General features: G+C 73.4%; 10 protein-coding genes and 1 tRNA gene. 5 read left to right on the top strand and 6 right to left on the bottom strand.

What is annotated here, in order from left to right; translation table 11 throughout:
- The first annotated feature begins 93 nt into the window (after window positions 1–93).
- The gene (locus tag ACZ6S4_RS22085) at window positions 94–1749 is read left to right on the top strand and encodes a copper resistance CopC/CopD family protein (protein ID WP_465476732.1); all 1656 of its coding nucleotides are present in this window, start codon (window positions 94–96) and stop codon (window positions 1747–1749) included.
- 440 nt (window positions 1750–2189) lie between these two features.
- Here ACZ6S4_RS22085 and ACZ6S4_RS22080 read toward each other — a convergent pair whose 3' ends face one another.
- From ACZ6S4_RS22080 to ACZ6S4_RS22070, 3 genes are all read right to left on the bottom strand, one after another.
- Window positions 2190–2513, bottom strand: coding sequence for a hypothetical protein (locus tag ACZ6S4_RS22080; RefSeq protein ID WP_465476731.1), 324 nt, complete (start codon window positions 2511–2513; stop codon window positions 2190–2192).
- Between the two features lie 39 nt (window positions 2514–2552).
- Entirely contained in the window at window positions 2553–2819 is a 267-nt protein-coding gene (locus tag ACZ6S4_RS22075) for a hypothetical protein (RefSeq protein ID WP_465476730.1), read from the bottom strand.
- Window positions 2820–4898: 2079 nt separating this feature from the next.
- Window positions 4899–5189 (bottom strand): hypothetical protein, encoded by a 291-nt coding sequence (locus tag ACZ6S4_RS22070; RefSeq protein WP_465476729.1) that lies wholly within the window; start codon window positions 5187–5189, stop codon window positions 4899–4901.
- Between the two features lie 91 nt (window positions 5190–5280).
- On the opposite strand from ACZ6S4_RS22070, the gene ACZ6S4_RS22065 reads away from it, so the two are divergent.
- The 3 genes from ACZ6S4_RS22065 (at window position 5281) to ACZ6S4_RS22055 (ending at window position 7093) form a co-directional block, all read left to right on the top strand.
- A complete protein-coding gene (locus ACZ6S4_RS22065) occupies window positions 5281–6018 on the top strand; it encodes a hypothetical protein (RefSeq protein ID WP_465476728.1) in 738 nt (245 codons plus the stop codon).
- Window positions 6019–6332: 314 nt separating this feature from the next.
- Window positions 6333–6923, top strand: a complete 591-nt coding sequence (gene orn / locus ACZ6S4_RS22060; RefSeq protein ID WP_360555146.1) for an oligoribonuclease — start codon at window positions 6333–6335, stop codon at window positions 6921–6923.
- A 94-nt stretch (window positions 6924–7017) separates the two neighbouring features.
- Window positions 7018–7093 (top strand) — tRNA-His (locus ACZ6S4_RS22055).
- Between the two features lie 273 nt (window positions 7094–7366).
- Here the strand turns inward: ACZ6S4_RS22055 and ACZ6S4_RS22050 are convergent.
- Window positions 7367–8251, bottom strand: coding sequence for an MHYT domain-containing protein (locus ACZ6S4_RS22050; protein ID WP_465476727.1), 885 nt, complete (start codon window positions 8249–8251; stop codon window positions 7367–7369).
- A gap of 156 nt (window positions 8252–8407) precedes the next feature.
- Window positions 8408–11854: a BTAD domain-containing putative transcriptional regulator gene (locus ACZ6S4_RS22045; RefSeq protein ID WP_465476726.1), complete on the bottom strand. Its 3447-nt coding sequence runs from the start codon at window positions 11852–11854 to the stop codon at window positions 8408–8410.
- A gap of 70 nt (window positions 11855–11924) precedes the next feature.
- On the opposite strand from ACZ6S4_RS22045, the gene ACZ6S4_RS22040 reads away from it, so the two are divergent.
- Window positions 11925–12794: an alpha/beta fold hydrolase gene (locus tag ACZ6S4_RS22040; protein ID WP_465476725.1), complete on the top strand. Its 870-nt coding sequence runs from the start codon at window positions 11925–11927 to the stop codon at window positions 12792–12794.
- Here the strand turns inward: ACZ6S4_RS22040 and ACZ6S4_RS22035 are convergent.
- A complete protein-coding gene (locus ACZ6S4_RS22035; protein WP_465476923.1) occupies window positions 12763–14850 on the bottom strand; it encodes an NACHT domain-containing protein in 2088 nt (695 codons plus the stop codon). The genes ACZ6S4_RS22040 and ACZ6S4_RS22035 overlap by 32 nt on opposite strands.
- Window positions 14851–14871 lie beyond the last annotated feature (21 nt).

The raw sequence follows: 14871 nt of genomic DNA, 5'->3' as shown, positions 1-14871 counted from the left end.
CTCCGGCGAGCCCGCGCGGTTGCCGGCGGGCCCCCCGGCCGGACCGTCTCGGCTGCCTCCTCTGTCGGCTCTTCCGCCCGGTTGGGGCCGGCGGTGCGGGCCGGGCGGGGTCGGCGGCTCGCCGCCGCGGCGGCCGGGCTGCTGGTCGGGTTGTTCTGTGTGCTGCTCGGGCCGACGGCGCCGGCCAGCGCGCATGCCGCGCTGGTGGGCAGCGACCCGGCGAACGGCACGATCGTGCCCGACGCGCCCAACAAGATCACGCTCAGCTTCAGCGAGTCCGTCCAACTGGTCTCCGGCAAGATCCAGGTGCTGGCCCCGGACGGCAGCCGCGCCGACCAGGGCGAACCGCAGGCTGCGGGCGGCACGGTCACCGTCCCGCTGCGCACGGGCAGCGGCCGGGGCACCTACCTGGTGAGCTACCGGGTCGTCTCGGCGGACAGCCACCCCGTCGCGGGCAGCCTGACCTTCTCGGTCGGCGCCGCCTCCACCCCACCGACGGAGTCCGCGGCCGCCGAGTCGGTCGACCCGGTGGTGCGGGCCCTGATCCCGGTCGGCAAATACCTGGGGTACGCCGGCCTGGTGCTGCTCGTCGGCCCGGTGCTGGTGCTGGCCCTGCTGTGGCCGCACCGGCTGTCCCGGCAGGGCGCGTCCCGGCTGGTCTGGACCGGTGTCGGCCTGGTTCTCGGCAGCACGGTGCTGGCCCTGTGGCTGCAAGCGCCGTACACGACGGGAAGCGGGTTGTTCGGGGTCTCCGGTGACGACCTGCAGGATGTGCTGGGCAGCACGTTCGGCGCGGTCATGCTGGTCCGGCTCGGGGTGATCGTGGCGGCCGGCTTCCTGCTGCGCCCGCTGCTGCGCGGCGAGGGCGGCGAGTCGAAGGCCGACCTGGCCCTGCTCGGCGTCCTGGGCGTGGCCGCGCTGGCCACCTGGCCGCTGACCGGGCACCCGACGGCGTCCCCGGTGGCCGGGGTCTCCGTGGTCGTCGACGCGATCCACCTGGCCGCGATGTCGGTCTGGCTGGGTGGGCTGGTCATGCTGGTCGGCTTCCTGCTGCGCCGGGCCAACGAGCGTGAGCTGGGCGCGATCCTGCCGATCTGGTCCCGCTGGGCGGCGACCGCGGTGGCCGCGCTGATCATCGCGGGCTCGGTGCAGGCGCTGATCGAGGTCGCCTCGTTCAAGGGGCTCTACGCCAGCACGTACGGGCGGCTGATCCTGGTCAAGATCGGGCTGGCCGCGGTGGTGATCGGCATGGCGGCGTTCTCCCGGCGGCTGGTCCGCAGCCGGACCGCCGAGACCGGGCCGGGGCTGCTGCGCAAGATCGTGGTGGCCGAGCTGGCGGTCACCGCGGTGGTGCTGGGAGTCACCGCGGCGCTGGTCCAGATCCCGCCGCCGCGGACGGCCAGCGCGGCGGAGAGCGCCTCCACGTCGACGACCATCTCGCAGACGATCACCGACAAATCGGTGTCGTTGCAGGTGGACGTGTTCCCGGCGACCGTGGGCAACAATTCACTGCACCTGTATGCGTACACGCCGGACAACAAGCCGCTGCCGGTCGTCGAGTGGACCGCCACGGCGGCGCTGCCGGCCAAGGGGATCGAACCGATCGAGGTGCCGCTGCTGCGGATCACCGACTTCCACGCGATCGGGGACATCGCGCTGCCGGCCGCGGGGGACTGGACGCTGAAGTTCACCGTACGCACGAGCGACATCGACCAGTCCACCCTGACCATGACCGCCAAGATCTCCTGACACCCGCTCTTCCCGATGGCCCGGTCCGCACCCGCGGACCGGGCCATCGTCATACCTCTCGGGGCCTAAGTAACTGTTTATCCAATTTGGTGTTATTTCGGTCTGTATGGTCTGCGCAGTACCACCGAGAAGGGGGAGATCGAGATGCGGGTGTTCCGCACGATCCTCGGCATGCTGTTGCTGACAGCCGGACTACCGACGCTGCTGGTGGGGTCCGCATTCTGGGCCGCCATGCAGCACCGCGACCCGGGCGGCGCCTTCACCGGCGACCTGCAGCGCGTGGCCACATCCGGGTACGCCCTGGTCGTCGACGACTTCGACGGGCTGCTCCGCAAGGACGCCCCGTTCGTCCGGCTCGGCGACACCCGCCTGCGCCTGACGGCCGAGTCCAGCGGCGCACCGGCGTTCCTGGGCATCGCCCCCGCCGCGGCGGTCGACCGCTACCTGGCCGACGTGCCGCACATCGCGGTCTCCTCGATCGACCTGGGCACCGGCGCGCTGCCCGTGACCGGCAAACTGCGCCCGGGCACCATCGCCCCGGAACAGCTGCCGGGCCGCCAGGCCTTCTGGCTGAAGGCGGGCACGGGCACCCTCGACTGGAACCCGAGCGAACTGCGCGACACCCGGTACAGCCTGGTGGTGATGAACCCGGCGGCCCAGCCCGGCGTACGCCTGGAAAGCTCGGCCAGCATCCTGCCCGGCTGGCTCAACCAGGCGACCTGGGCCCTGCTGATCCTGGGCAGCCTCCTGGTGATGATCGGCATGATCGTCCTGGGCTGGCCGTCCCGCCGCCGCGAGGTCGTCTACGTGGTGGAGCCGAGCCAGGTCCCGGACCTGATGCAGGCGATCGGCGCACCCCTGCCCCTGAGCCGTACGGGCGGCGGCCGGCACGCGGGCACCCACCGCCCCCGCACCCTGGCGGACTCCCAGCCGCGATCCCGCCCACCGCTGAGCTGGCCGCCCTCCTCGTCCTCGCGGCCGTCCTCCGGCCACGGCGCGGCGATCCCGATGCCGGCCGCCGCGACCATGACGTCGCCGGCCCCTGCCCAGGTCGGCGCGTCGTCGCCCATTTCGCCCCCGGCAGCCCGTCCCGCCGCCGAAATGGTCGAGGCCGCCGCGTCGTCGCCCGTTTCGGCGCCGGCAGCGCGTCCCGCGGCCGAAACGGTCGAGGTCGCCGCGTCCGTCGAGTCGACGCCGGCACCCGGTGAGCCGCTCGACCTCATCGCGAACCGCCCGGCGCCGGGCTCTGCGGCGGACCCGTCGCCGCTGAACGACCCGCTGTTCGGCCGCGGAACCGACCGCCAGGGCCGGCGCCGCACAACGACCCCGCAACCGACCAACCTCCCGATCTTCGAGGCGTCGGCGGTGGGTGCGTGGGTGGCGGAGACGGCGGCGGCTCGGGCCCGCGAGACCGAGGTACGGGCCGCGGCGGCGATCAACGCGGCTCGTAAGCCGACGGCTACGTCGGAGATCTTGAACACCCCGCAGGGCGTTGTGAAGCCGGCCGAGACTCAGTTGCCGGTGGAGACCTCACCTTCGGACGAGCAGGCGGTTGCTGCCTCGTCGGAAGCGCCGGAATCGGCTGAGGTCGGCGCCAAGGGTGGTCAGGCGTCTGGGCCTGGTGTTGCGGTGTCCCAGGCGGCTGCGGCCAGCAGCGCTGCGCTGCGGGCTACTGCTGCGGGTGCTGCGGCTGTTCGGGCTGCTGCTGCAGCACCGGACGAATCGGCGGCGAAGGCAGCAGTCGGCTCGTCCGAAGCTGCCGCATCTCCGGCTGCTGGCGGATCATCGGCTACCGGGGCTCGGGCAGCCGGCGGATCTTCCGCCGCCGTCGCATCTCCGGCGGCTGGTGAGTCTTCCTCGACTGCAGGGTCCCGGGCGGCTGGTGCTTCTCCGTCGGCCCCCGCGACTTCGGCTGCTGGTGCGTCTCTCCCGGCCGCCACGTCTTCGGTTGCTGGTGCGTCTCTCCCGGCCGCCACGTCTTCGGTTGCTGGTGCGTCTCTCCCGGCCGCCACGTCTTCGGCTGCTGGTGCGTCTCTCCCGGCCGCCACGTCTTCGGCTGCTGGTGGGTCACCCTCGGCTGCCGCGTCTTCGGCTGCTGGTGGGTCACCCTCGGCTGCCGCATCTCAGGCTGCTGGCGCTCCTTCTGCGGCTCCCGCGCACAAACTCACCGGCACCTCTTCGGAGGCCGCCGGGTCCCAGGTGCCTGGTGGTTCGCCCGCAGCTGCGGCGTCCCAGGCGGCAGTTGGTGGGCCCTCGGCTGCCGCGCCTCGGGTGGCTGGCTCTTCAGCTGAAGCTCCGGCGGCCAAGACAGCTGTGGGTTCGCCCAAGGCTGCCGCTGACTCTGCCGCGCCGGCAGCATCCAAGGCTGTTGCCGGCACGGCCGGCCCGCTTGCTGCTTCTGGCGTCGAATCCCGTGAGCCCGAGGTCGCGGGGACGGACGTCGGATCCGGTGCGGTAGCGCCGGCCAAGGCTGCGCGACCGGCGGATGCCACGCCACGGAATGCCCTGTTCGGCGGGTCCTCTTCGCCGGGATGGGCGGCCACCGGCCTGACCCGCGCAGACTCCGGGCGGGTCGGCCTGACCAGGAACCAGCCCAAGAGCGCTGACCAGGCAGCGACCGCTTCGCGCCGCCCCGAGGACAAGCCCGCTGCCGGCCAACCGGCTGCCTCGGGTGACGGCTCAGCAGCGGCAAGCGCCACCAGCCCGGCCACCAAGGGACCAGCTCCGGACAAGAACAGCCCGGAATCGAACGCTCGGACGGCGCCGACGACACCGCGCCCCGCTGTCCCCGCATCGACGGCGAAGCCGACAGGGCCGGTTTCCACGCCGGCCAAGCCCGGTCGACCGGCGGCCGAGCAAGTTCAGCCCCGGGATCCGGCGAAGGCTGCCCAGCCCGAGCCGGCAACGACGGCAGGCAAGTCGATCCGGCCGGAGGCCCCGGCCACCCGGCCCGGCACTCCGGCTCCGGCTCCGGCTCCGGCTCCGGTCCAGCCTGCGGCATCGAGTGCGAACCCGGTCGCGCCGGGCGGAACGACGACCCCGACCCAGCCGACCGGCTCGGCCCGGACCTCGTTGACCACCACGCCGCAGCCGCACCACGTCGCTCCCGCTGCATCCGGCGGGGCTTCGGGGCCGGCCAGCTCCGGATCTCAGCCGGTCGCAGCGCAGACCCAGGCGCAGCCGGGGCCGAGGGGCACTGCGCCGACCCCCACCAGGCCGGCGCCGACGGGGCCGACTCCGGTCCCGCCGAGCAGTCCCACGACCCCGCGCCCGTCGGTGCCCGGCCCGTCCCGGCCGGCCGACCCGGACCGCGAGCCGGTGCCGTCCAGCTCTGGCAGCACCACCACTACGGTTCGGCCCCCGGCCTCCTCCACGACCACGGACCAGCAGGCGACTGCCGGCCGCACGCCGCCGGCGTGGCCCGCGGCGAGGCCGAGCACGCCGAGCAGCCCGGCCCCGCGAACGGAGCAGACTGCGGCTCAGACGTCTCGGGCCGAGCCGACGCAATCAGTGACGGCGCGGTCCGAGCCGATGCAGGCGGAGCGGATCCGGGCAGAGGCCACCCAAGCGGAGACGGCCGGGGCAGAGGCGGTCAAGGCGGGGAAGTCCGAACCGCACATCACCGAGCAGCGCACCCGCCCGATCAGCGCGCAGGCGCAGCCGGACGCCGTCACCCGCCCGGCTGACACCCGCGCAGTGGATGCCCGCCCGGCTGACACCCGCGCAGCGGATGGCCGCCCGGCTGACGCCCGCGCAGTGGATGCCCGCCCGGCTGACACCCGCGCAGCGGATGGCCGCCCGGCGGATGCCCGCCCGGCGGATGCCCGTCCGGCTGACGCCCGCCCGGCGGATGCCCGCCTGGCGGATGCCCGCCCTGCCGATGGTGCGGAAGCGACCGACAAGGCCAAGTCGACCGGGCTTGACGCTGACAAGGTCGGAGCGCACCAGGTCGATGCAGACAAGGCCGAGCGGGACAGGGCTGAGCAGGACAAGGTCGAGCGAGACAAGGCTGAGGCGGACAAGGCGGCGGCGGGCAAGGCTGAGGCCGACAAGGGCGACAAGGTCAAGCGCAAGCCGGACGGTTCTCTTTCGCGGCTGGCCGCGTACAAGGCGGAGGTTGCGGAGTTGCTCGGGGGTGACTCGGCCGCTCGGCGGCGGCGGAAGAATGTCACCGCTTCCGGGCTTCCCGCGCCTGATCCGGCTACCCAGGAGCCGCCGATCAAGGTCACCCGGCCGCCGCGTAAGGGTGGCTCGCGTTCGAAGGACTGACCGGGCGTAAGCCGGGGCGGCCGTCACCCTTTGCGGTTACGGCCGCCCAGTGCGTCCGGCGTCACAACTTCAGACATCCGAAAAGGGCCCTCCGCGCTGCCGACGCGGAGGGCCCTTTTACCGGGGGAACGGAGTAACCGAAGGGGGGCTTCGTCCGTTAAGTACACTTTAGCTCCTGGACGGCCGAACTGGGTAGTCCTGGGGCTAATACGGACAATCCAGGGTGAACGTGCCCGGTGCGGGTGTGGTGTCCCCGGCGGGTGGGTACGGCGGACGCGGCGACACGGTTTCCGCCCGGCGCGTAGGCTGAGCGGGTGGCGGATCTTCTGGTGTGGATCGACTGTGAGATGACGGGTCTCGACCTGGGCAAAGACGCCTTGATCGAGGTGGCCGCGTTGGTGACCGGTCCCGATCTCGACGTTCTCGGCGACGGCATTGACCTCGTCATCCATGCCGACGACGCGGCCCTGGACGCGATGCCGGAGGTCGTGCGCGACATGCACGCCAAGTCCGGCCTCACCGACGAGGTACGCCGTTCCACCGTCACCATGGCGGAGGCCGAAGAGGCCGTCCTCGCGTACATCAAGCAGTTTGTGCCCAATCCCCGCTCGGCGCCGCTGTGTGGCAATTCCATCGCCACCGACCGGGGTTTCCTGGCCCGCGACATGCCGGCGCTGGACGATTTCCTGCACTACCGCATGATCGACGTCTCCTCGATCAAGGAACTGGCCCGCCGCTGGTACCCGCGGGTGTACTTCGGCCAGCCGCAGAAGGGCCTGGCGCACCGGGCCCTCGCCGACATCCGCGAGAGCATCCGCGAGCTGGAGTACTACCGCCGCACGGTGTTCGTGCCGCTGCCGGGACCGGACGTCGACCAGGCCCGGGCCATCGCGGCGGAGCTCTGAGCCACGCCGAGCGGTAACCCGGTCGACGACTCGGCGGGTACTGCCGCTATGCTTGTCCGGCACGCGCCGCGGGGTTCCGCGGCAAGGCGGCATGGTGGTCGTAGCTCAGCTGGTAGAGCACCGGGTTGTGGTCCCGGGGGTCGCGGGTTCAAGTCCCGTCGGTCACCCCAGAGCAGTCAGGTCGGAAGGGTCAGTCGCGTGATGCGGCTGACCCTTCCGCCGTTTGTGCGTGAGCGGGTCGCTGATGAGGTCGCTCGGCGCGCTGAGGTGGGGATCCGAGTCGCCGTTGACCGCAGGATCCAGCGCGCTGGGAGTTGCCCCGAAAGCATGTCAGCAGCGCCCGATCGATCACCCGACGGTCGTGAGGCCGCCGGGGACAGCGACAGGACGACCGCGGCGGGGCGCCGATCGGCAAAAGATCGACGCCCGCGGGAAAGCGCCGCCTACTCGCCCGCGCGATCCCGGAAAGTCCAAGCAGCCCCACCCGTCGGCATCCGCCGCCCGTTGGGTCCCTGCTGCGGCGCCGGCTCGTACAGGTCGTCGTCGTTCTCGCGCTCCAGCCGCGCGGCCAGGTACGCGGCCGCCGCCCGGTCTTCCTCGGTCGGTGCCGCCATCAGGGCGTACACCAGGCCCAGGACGCCGAAGATCACCGTCAGGCCGATCGGGATGAGCAGCGTGCTCGCGTTCGCCCCCGTCACCGACGCCCCGGTTGCTCCGGGGTCCGGCTGGACCGACATCGCCGACATGCCCGTGAAGTGCATGCCGTTGACCGCGATACCCATGACCAGCGCGGACGCCAGAATCGCCAGGGGGCGCTGGACCGTCATGGCCAGCCACAGCGCCACGGTCGCCGCCACCACCGCGATCGCCACGGCCGCTACGACTCGGCTGGTCATGTAGTCGATGGTGCCGTCGAGGTGCATCGCGTACATGCCGGTGAAGTGCATCGCTGCCACGCCCAGGCCGGCGAAGAGGCCGCCGATGATCAGGCGGGCGCCCTGGATCTTTGTGCCGCGGGCGGCGATCGACAGGCCGATGGCGACGGCGCCGATGGCGATCAGGGCGCTCAGGGCGGTCACCGGGACGTCGTACCGGATCGGCATGCCCACCACGCTGAAGCCCAGCATCGCCACGAAGTGCATGGTCCAGATGCCGGTGCCGCCGATCGCCACCGCAGCGAGGGTGAGCCACCAGGCGCGCCAGCCGGCGCTCGGCGCCGTGCGCAGCCGGACGGCGCACACCAGCCCGAGCAGTGAGCCCAGCACGGACAGCGTGTAGCTGAACGTCGGCGTCAGCCAACCGTGCTCGAAGTGGTGGATCTGCGCCATGCCTGGTCACTCCCTTGATGGACCTACCGATGCATCCTCCCTGGCTTATTCACGTTCGGCACCGTGCTGAAGGGCGCCCGGGGCGGAAATCGACGTTGGTAGGGGGCATTCCTGACTGTTCGGTGGCCCGGGGTGACCGTCGACCGGAACGATCGGTCAGGATGGACGAGGAGGTTGTTGCCCGAGGTAATCGGCGACTGGACCGAGGGTGATCACGCCGCTGCCGGCTCCGGCGAGCTCTCCGGCGGCTGGGCGGAGTTCCGCGCGGACCCGGGCGAGGGTGTCCTGCTCGTCGAGGGCCTGGGCGGCGCGGGCCACCAGACACAGTCGCGCTTCCCATAGGAGGTCGTGCGGCGACTCAGGGACCGCGCGTAGGGCAGTGGCCGCCCGCTCCCGATCGCTGTCGGCGGCCACGCCGCCGGTGACCGCGTGGCCAGCGGGCGCGTGGCCGGCGAGCAGGACCAAGGGCCGGGCCCAAGGCTCGTACGGGCCGAAGTCACCATCAGGCGCACCGTCCAGGTCCAGGCTCAGCAGGGCCAGCGCAAGCAGCCCGTCCGCCATCCCCGGCATGCCGCTGCCGTTCAACCGGGCCTGAGCCGCCCGGTACGCGACCGCCGCCTCGCCGGTCCGCCTGTCCATGGCCAGCCGCAGCGCGCGGTACCACTGGGTCAGCACCCCGACCAGCGGCAGGTCGTAGCGCTCGGCAAGCTGGTCGGCGGCCTGCGCGTGGGTATCGGCGACAGCGGGCTCGCCGAGCGCGCTGTGTGCCTGGACCAGGATGAGATGACCGAGCACCTCGAAGGTGACCAGCTCATGCCGGGCGGCCACCGCGACCAGTTCAGCGCCGATCCCGGCCCGCTCCCGAGCCAGCCCGGTCCGGCTGAACGTGTGCATGAACCGCGCGTTGAGCGCAAACGCCAGCAGCCCCGGATCCCCGGTACGCCGGGCGATGGCCTCGGCCTCCCGTGCTGCCCGGTCTCCGCGGTCGGTGGTGGTGCCGCGCAGCTCCAGCGCGATCGTGCTGAGCAGCCGGCTGCGCTGCTCCGGCCGGTCCGGGCCGAGGGCGGCCAGGGTGCGTTCGGCCAGCTCGACGATCCGCGCGGAGAGCCGGTCGTCGTCGTTGCGGGTCCAGACCGCCGGCACGTCGAAGGCGGCGAGGACGCTCGCGGCCAGGTCCGGGTCGTCGACCTGCTGGACGGCGGCGACAGCCTCGGCCCGGTGCCGGCGCGCCTCATCCAGATGCCCGGTCACGGCCAGGGCCCGCCCCAACCCCATAACAGCCGCCAACCGCCCCCGGCCGCCGTCAGCGAACTGGTCCGGGCCGCCGTCAGTGAGCCCGCCCGGGCCGCCGCCAGCCGACCGGCCCGGACCGCCGTAAGCGAGCTGGTCCGGGCCGCCGTCAGCCGGCCGGCCCTGGCCGTCGGCCATCCGGGCGGGGCCGCTGGCGGCGAGCCGGGCGGCGCCACGGTCAGCCGACGGGCCCGGGCCGCCTTCAGCCAGGCGGCCCGGGCCGTCCGCCTGCGCAATGCGGTCGTACGCGTCCAGCGCCTGTCGCCACAACCGAACCGCCTCATGCGGCCGTGAGCCACGCTCCGCCAGCTCAGCCGCCACCCCGCTGTAGTGGGCAGCCCTCACCGCAGTCCCCGGCGTCCCCGCGCGGGAGAAGTGATGGGCAAGCGCAGTGACGTCCTGAGGACGCAGCCGTTCCAACACCGCACCCGCAGCGGCATGCCAATGAGCGCGGCGCAACGCCGACAGGTCGCCATAAACCGTGTCCCGAACCAGCACATGAGTGAACCGGAGCTGCCCACCAGGCCCGTCCTCGGCAAGCAGACCGGCCCGCAGACCGGCGTCGAGGCCATCCAAGGCGTCTTCGGCCAGCCCGGGGAGCGCCGCCAACACGTCCGCGTCAACGTCACGGCCGAGCACCGAAGCCTGTCGCAGCACGGCCTGCGCGGGCTCAGGCAGCCGGGCGAGGCGGTGCCGGATGACGTCGCGAACCCCGGCCGGCACCTGCTCCAGGGCCGCTTCACCCTCGGCGACGACCAGCCGCGCCAGCTCACGCACGAAGAACGGATTCCCACCGCTCCGGCGATGGATCAACCGCGCTGCCGGCGCGTCCAGGCCGGCCCCCGCGACGGTACGGGCCAGCGCCACCGTCCCCGCCTCGTCAAGCCCGCTCAGGTACACCCGCACCGGCTCGGTCCGAGCGAACCTGGCCAGCGCCGCCGTCAGCTCCGGCGTGATCTCGGTCGCCCGGAACGTCCCCACCACCAGCACCGGCACCGGCTCCACCGCCAGCGCGGCGACCAGATCCAGTGTCGCCTCATCGGCCAGGTGCAGGTCGTCAGCGACCAGCAGCACCGGCCCGTGCGCCGCGGGTGCGGTCAACTGGGCCACCGCAGCCTGCCGCCGCCGAAGCCGGGCCACGGCGGGATCCCCGGCCGGCTCCGCCGCGTCCCGCAGTCCCGGCCAGGTCACCGGCGCGCCCTCGTAGTCGGGGCTGCGTCCCCAGGTGGCCGTCCAGCCGAGCTTGGCCAGCCGGTGGCTCAAAGCCTCGGCCAGGGCGGTCTTGCCGGCACCGGCTTCCCCGGAGATCAGCGCGAGCCCGGACCGGCCGCGCGCGGCGACGCCCTCGGCCGCCCGCACCAACTGGGCCAGCTCGTCCTCACGGCCTACGAGCGCCGGTTCAGGCGACGCGACGGGCTCGGGCGACGCGCCGGGCTCGGGCGACGCGCCGGGCTCGGGCGGCGTGGCGGGCTCGGGCGGCGTGGCGGGCTCGGGCGGCGTGGCGGGCTCGGGCGGCGTGACGGGCTCAGGCGGCGTGACGGGCTCGGGCGGGCTCAGGTGCGGCGCCTGGGCCAGGATGTCGGTCTCGAGTTTGCGCAGGCGCGGGCCGGGATCCACGCCGAGCTCGGTGGCCAGCGTCGTGCGGATCCGGCGGAGGGCGGCCAGCGCCTCGCCCTGGCGTCCGGCCCGGTAGAGGGCGGTGGCCAGCAGCTGCCAGGCGTCCTCGCGGAGCGGCTGGGCGGTGGCGTGGGCCTGCAGGTCGGAGGCGGCGTCGGCGGGCCGGCCCAGGGCGAGCAGGGCCTCGGCGCGGCGTTCGGTCGCCAGCATGCGCAGCTCGTCGAGGCGGTCGGTCTCGGCGCGGGCCCAGTGCTGGTCGGCGTACTCCGCGTACGCGGGTCCTTGCCAGAGCGCGAGCGCCGCGTCCAGCTCGGCCAGCGCCCGGGCCGCGTCGCCGGCGGTGAGCAGATCGCCCGACGCGAGCACCGCCGCCTCGAACCGCCAGGCGTCCACCGCGTCCGCGGCCGCCGTCAGCGCGTACCCCGGCGGTGCGGTGACCAGCAGCCGGGCCGGCTGCCGCGGTGGGCGGTCGGGCTCCAGCGCCCGGCGCAGGTCCGACACGAAGGTGCGCAGGGCCGGGACCGCCCCCGGCGGGGGCTGCTCCCACAGGTCGTCGACCAGCAGGTCGACCGGCACGACCCGGCCGCGGGCGATCAGCAGGCGGGCCAGCACGGCCCGGTGCCGGGGACCCTTCAGCGGTACGGGGCCCAGCGCGGTGCTCGCCCGCACGGGTCCGAGCACGCCGAAGGCCACCATGACCCCATCTAAGCAGCGTGCTGATCCGTTGCTGATCCACTGCTGATCACGCCTGGGCAGCCTGGTCGGCATGAACCCTTCGATCACCGGATTCGACTACCAGCGGGTCACCGTCGCCGAGGACGTGGCGCTCAACGTCGCGGTCGGCGGCTCGGGCAGCCCGATCGTGCTGCTGCACGGCTTCCCGCAGACCCACCTGATGTGGCGGCACGTCGCCGCCGACCTCGCCGCCGACCACACCGTGATCTGCCCCGACCTGCGTGGCTACGGCGCGAGTGACAAGCCCGCCGGCGACGCGTACGCGAAGCGGACCATGGCCGCCGACATCGTGGCGCTGGCCCGCGCGCTGGGCCACGACCGTTTCGCCCTGGCCGGGCACGACCGTGGTGCGCTGGTCGCCATCCGGGCCGGGCTCGACCACCCGGAAGCGGTCACCCACCTGGCCTCGCTGGACGTGCTTCCGACGCTGGACATGTGGGACGTCATGCACGGCGTCAGCGCCGCGGTGGGCTTCCACCTGTACCTGATGGCGCAGCCGCCCGGCCTGCCCGAGGAGCTGATCGGTGCCGCCCCGGACGCCTTCTTCGGCCACTTCCTCGACATCTGGACCCAGGACCCGCAGGCGATCCCGCCCGAGATTCGCGCCGCGTACCTGCGGGCCTGCCGCGAGGCGGTCCCGTCGATCGTCGCGGACTACCGCGCCTCGGCCGGCGTCGACGTGGAGCACGACCGCGCCGACCGGGCGGCCGGCAGGCAGCTGCGGATGCCGGTCACGGTGCTGCAGCAGGACTGGGGTGCGGCGCTGGGCTTCGACGCGGCGGCGATCTGGCGGGCCTGGGCGCCGGACCTGGAGCACCGTACGGTCTCGTGCGGCCACTACATGGCGGAGGAGGCCCCGGCCGAGGTGGTCAAGGCGTTGCGCGGTCTGCTGAGCCGGTAGCGGAACGGGCGGCCAGGTGGTCCTGCAGCAGGTTGTGGCGGAACTGGTAGACGCCACCGGCCTGCCGCAGGACCCCGCGGTCGTGCGCCTCGGCGAGGAAGCCCATCAGCCGTAGGGGAGCCTGTCCGCACAGGAACAGCGCAGCACGGGCCGCGCAGAACTGACCCCAGGCGCTGGAGAGCACCACCGCGGCCGGCAGGAGAAGCCACAGGACGCCGAAGAACACGGCGTCGAGCACCGGCTCGCCGCTGGACGCCCCCAGGCTGAACCAGACCGTGGCGGCGAACAGGAGAGTGGGCGCCAGAGCCACGAAAGCGGAGGCGCGGTCGTCGGCCAGCAGCGCAGCGGGACTCAGCCCGCGCTGCTCGTTGCCGCCCGCGTGGATGCTTCCGGACACCAGGGGTGCGCCCAGCCCCGCGGTCAGGGTGCCGAGGATGGCTGCCACCGGCTCCCCGGCGAGGACGGCCACCACTCCGATCGGGCAGGCGAGCAACAGCCAGGCGGCGCGGCTCTGCGAGAACTGGATGCGCCGCGGATGGCGCGGACTCTCGAAGACCCGGCGGATCAGACCCGTCGCGACCGCGACGGCGAGGCCCGCGTTGAGCCCGCTCCACAGCCAGCCCAGATGGGGGTACATCCCCCGGATGTCCACCACGCCGATGATGCCGATGAGGCAGGCGGTCAGAGCTATGAGAGTGGCGACACCGGTGACCGGGATCATCATGGCCTGCACGGCGGGGCCGGGCGGAACCTCGTTCAGCTGCCACCAGGCCAGGTCGTAGGTCTGCTCGCGACGCAGGTGCCGGGCCAGCGTGGTGAGGCGGCGCCGGGCCCGGTCCGCCTCTGCGGGGGTACGGCCGGGACGACCGCCGACCGCCGCCGTGTACGCCGCCGGGACCAGCTGTTGCAGCAGATGCTTCTCGATGCCGGCCCGCGAGGTCGCCCAGCCGGCGCTGACCAGCTCGCCGGGATCGCTGTCGCGGTGCTGGTGGACCACCCGAGCGAGCCAGATCATCAGCGGCGTGGACAGGGTCTGCGCCAGCGGCGAGTCGTCACCGGCGGCCAGCTGGGCCAGCACCGGGTTCCACCGGGGGATCGGCTGGTCGGTGCCGTCCGTCAGGTAGCGGGCCGCGTCGCCGGGGGTCATCGGTTGCAGCTCGACCACCGGCGTACGGGCCAGCGGCGTCGAGTCGTGCACCGCCCGCTCGTACGCTCTGGTGCGGCTGGTCAGCACGAACCTGGCGCCGGACCCGGCGGCCGAGGAGATCGCGGTGAGCGCGCGGCTGTGGTGGCTCGGGCCGATTTCGTCGAGGCCGTCCAGGATCGGCAGGATCATGCCGCGGGCCACCATTTCGCGGGCCAGCGTGCGCCGGGTGCCGCCGGGGGCCTCGACCACCGTGGACAGCAGCCGGTGATCGGTGGCCAGCCGGGCGGCGATCCACTCGTCCAGCGGCTGCGCCGGGTCCCAGCCCGCCACCGGCAGCAGCACCGGCACCGGATCGTGCTCGCCCCGGCGGTGCAGCAGTTGCAGCGTCAGGTGCAGGACCAGCATGGACTTGCCGGCCCCGGGCTCGCCGAGCACGACCAGGCGGCGCGGCGAGTCCGGGTGGTCGAAGACGTCGGCGACCCGGTCGTAGGTGCCCTCGAGCGGGATCTCGCCGGCGTCCGGCGCGCCCCGGACCGCCGCCCAGCTGGCCATGACCAGCCGGGCCCGGCGGCTCACCCGCCATCGCACCCGCAGCGGCCACGGGTCCTGGATCTGGCGCGCGACCTCCTCGGCCGTCCACTGCTCGATCTGGGCGCGGGCCAGCACGGCCTGGGCCGCCGCCAGCCGGTCCGGGGTCACCGTCCCGGCCGGGCCGGCGTCCTGCAACCACAGCCAGCGCAGGGCCGTCACCAGCACGGCGGCGGCCGCGGTGCCGCCGAAGATGATGCTCGACCACTGGTCGGCGTGCTGGCGGCCCTCCCCGGTGAGGAACCAGGACAGCGCCGCCGCGGCGGAGACGGCGATGATCAAAAGGACGAAGAACCACACCCGGGGACGTTTCCACCACATCGGCACCACGACATGATGGCC

Source organism: Actinoplanes sp. NPDC051405 (assembly GCF_055586185.1).
The sequence above is the reverse complement of the archived record's forward strand: the minus strand, read 5'-3'. Positions and strand labels throughout refer to the sequence as shown.

What these genes read in the sequence shown, in the direction of transcription:
- ACZ6S4_RS22080 (WP_465476731.1), bottom strand. Translation starts at nt 2,513, where the DNA reads ATGCCGATCATCACCAGGAGGCTGCCCAGGATCAGCAGGGCCCAGGTC.
- ACZ6S4_RS22040 (WP_465476725.1), top strand. Translation starts at nt 11,925, where the DNA reads ATGAACCCTTCGATCACCGGATTCGACTACCAGCGGGTCACCGTCGCC.
- ACZ6S4_RS22065 (WP_465476728.1), top strand. Translation starts at nt 5,281, where the DNA reads ATGCAGGCGGAGCGGATCCGGGCAGAGGCCACCCAAGCGGAGACGGCC.
- ACZ6S4_RS22045 (WP_465476726.1), bottom strand. Translation starts at nt 11,854, where the DNA reads ATGGTGGCCTTCGGCGTGCTCGGACCCGTGCGGGCGAGCACCGCGCTG.
- ACZ6S4_RS22035 (WP_465476923.1), bottom strand. Translation starts at nt 14,850, where the DNA reads ATGTGGTGGAAACGTCCCCGGGTGTGGTTCTTCGTCCTTTTGATCATC.
- ACZ6S4_RS22050 (WP_465476727.1), bottom strand. Translation starts at nt 8,251, where the DNA reads ATGGCGCAGATCCACCACTTCGAGCACGGTTGGCTGACGCCGACGTTC.
- ACZ6S4_RS22075 (WP_465476730.1), bottom strand. Translation starts at nt 2,819, where the DNA reads ATGGGCGACGACGCGCCGACCTGGGCAGGGGCCGGCGACGTCATGGTC.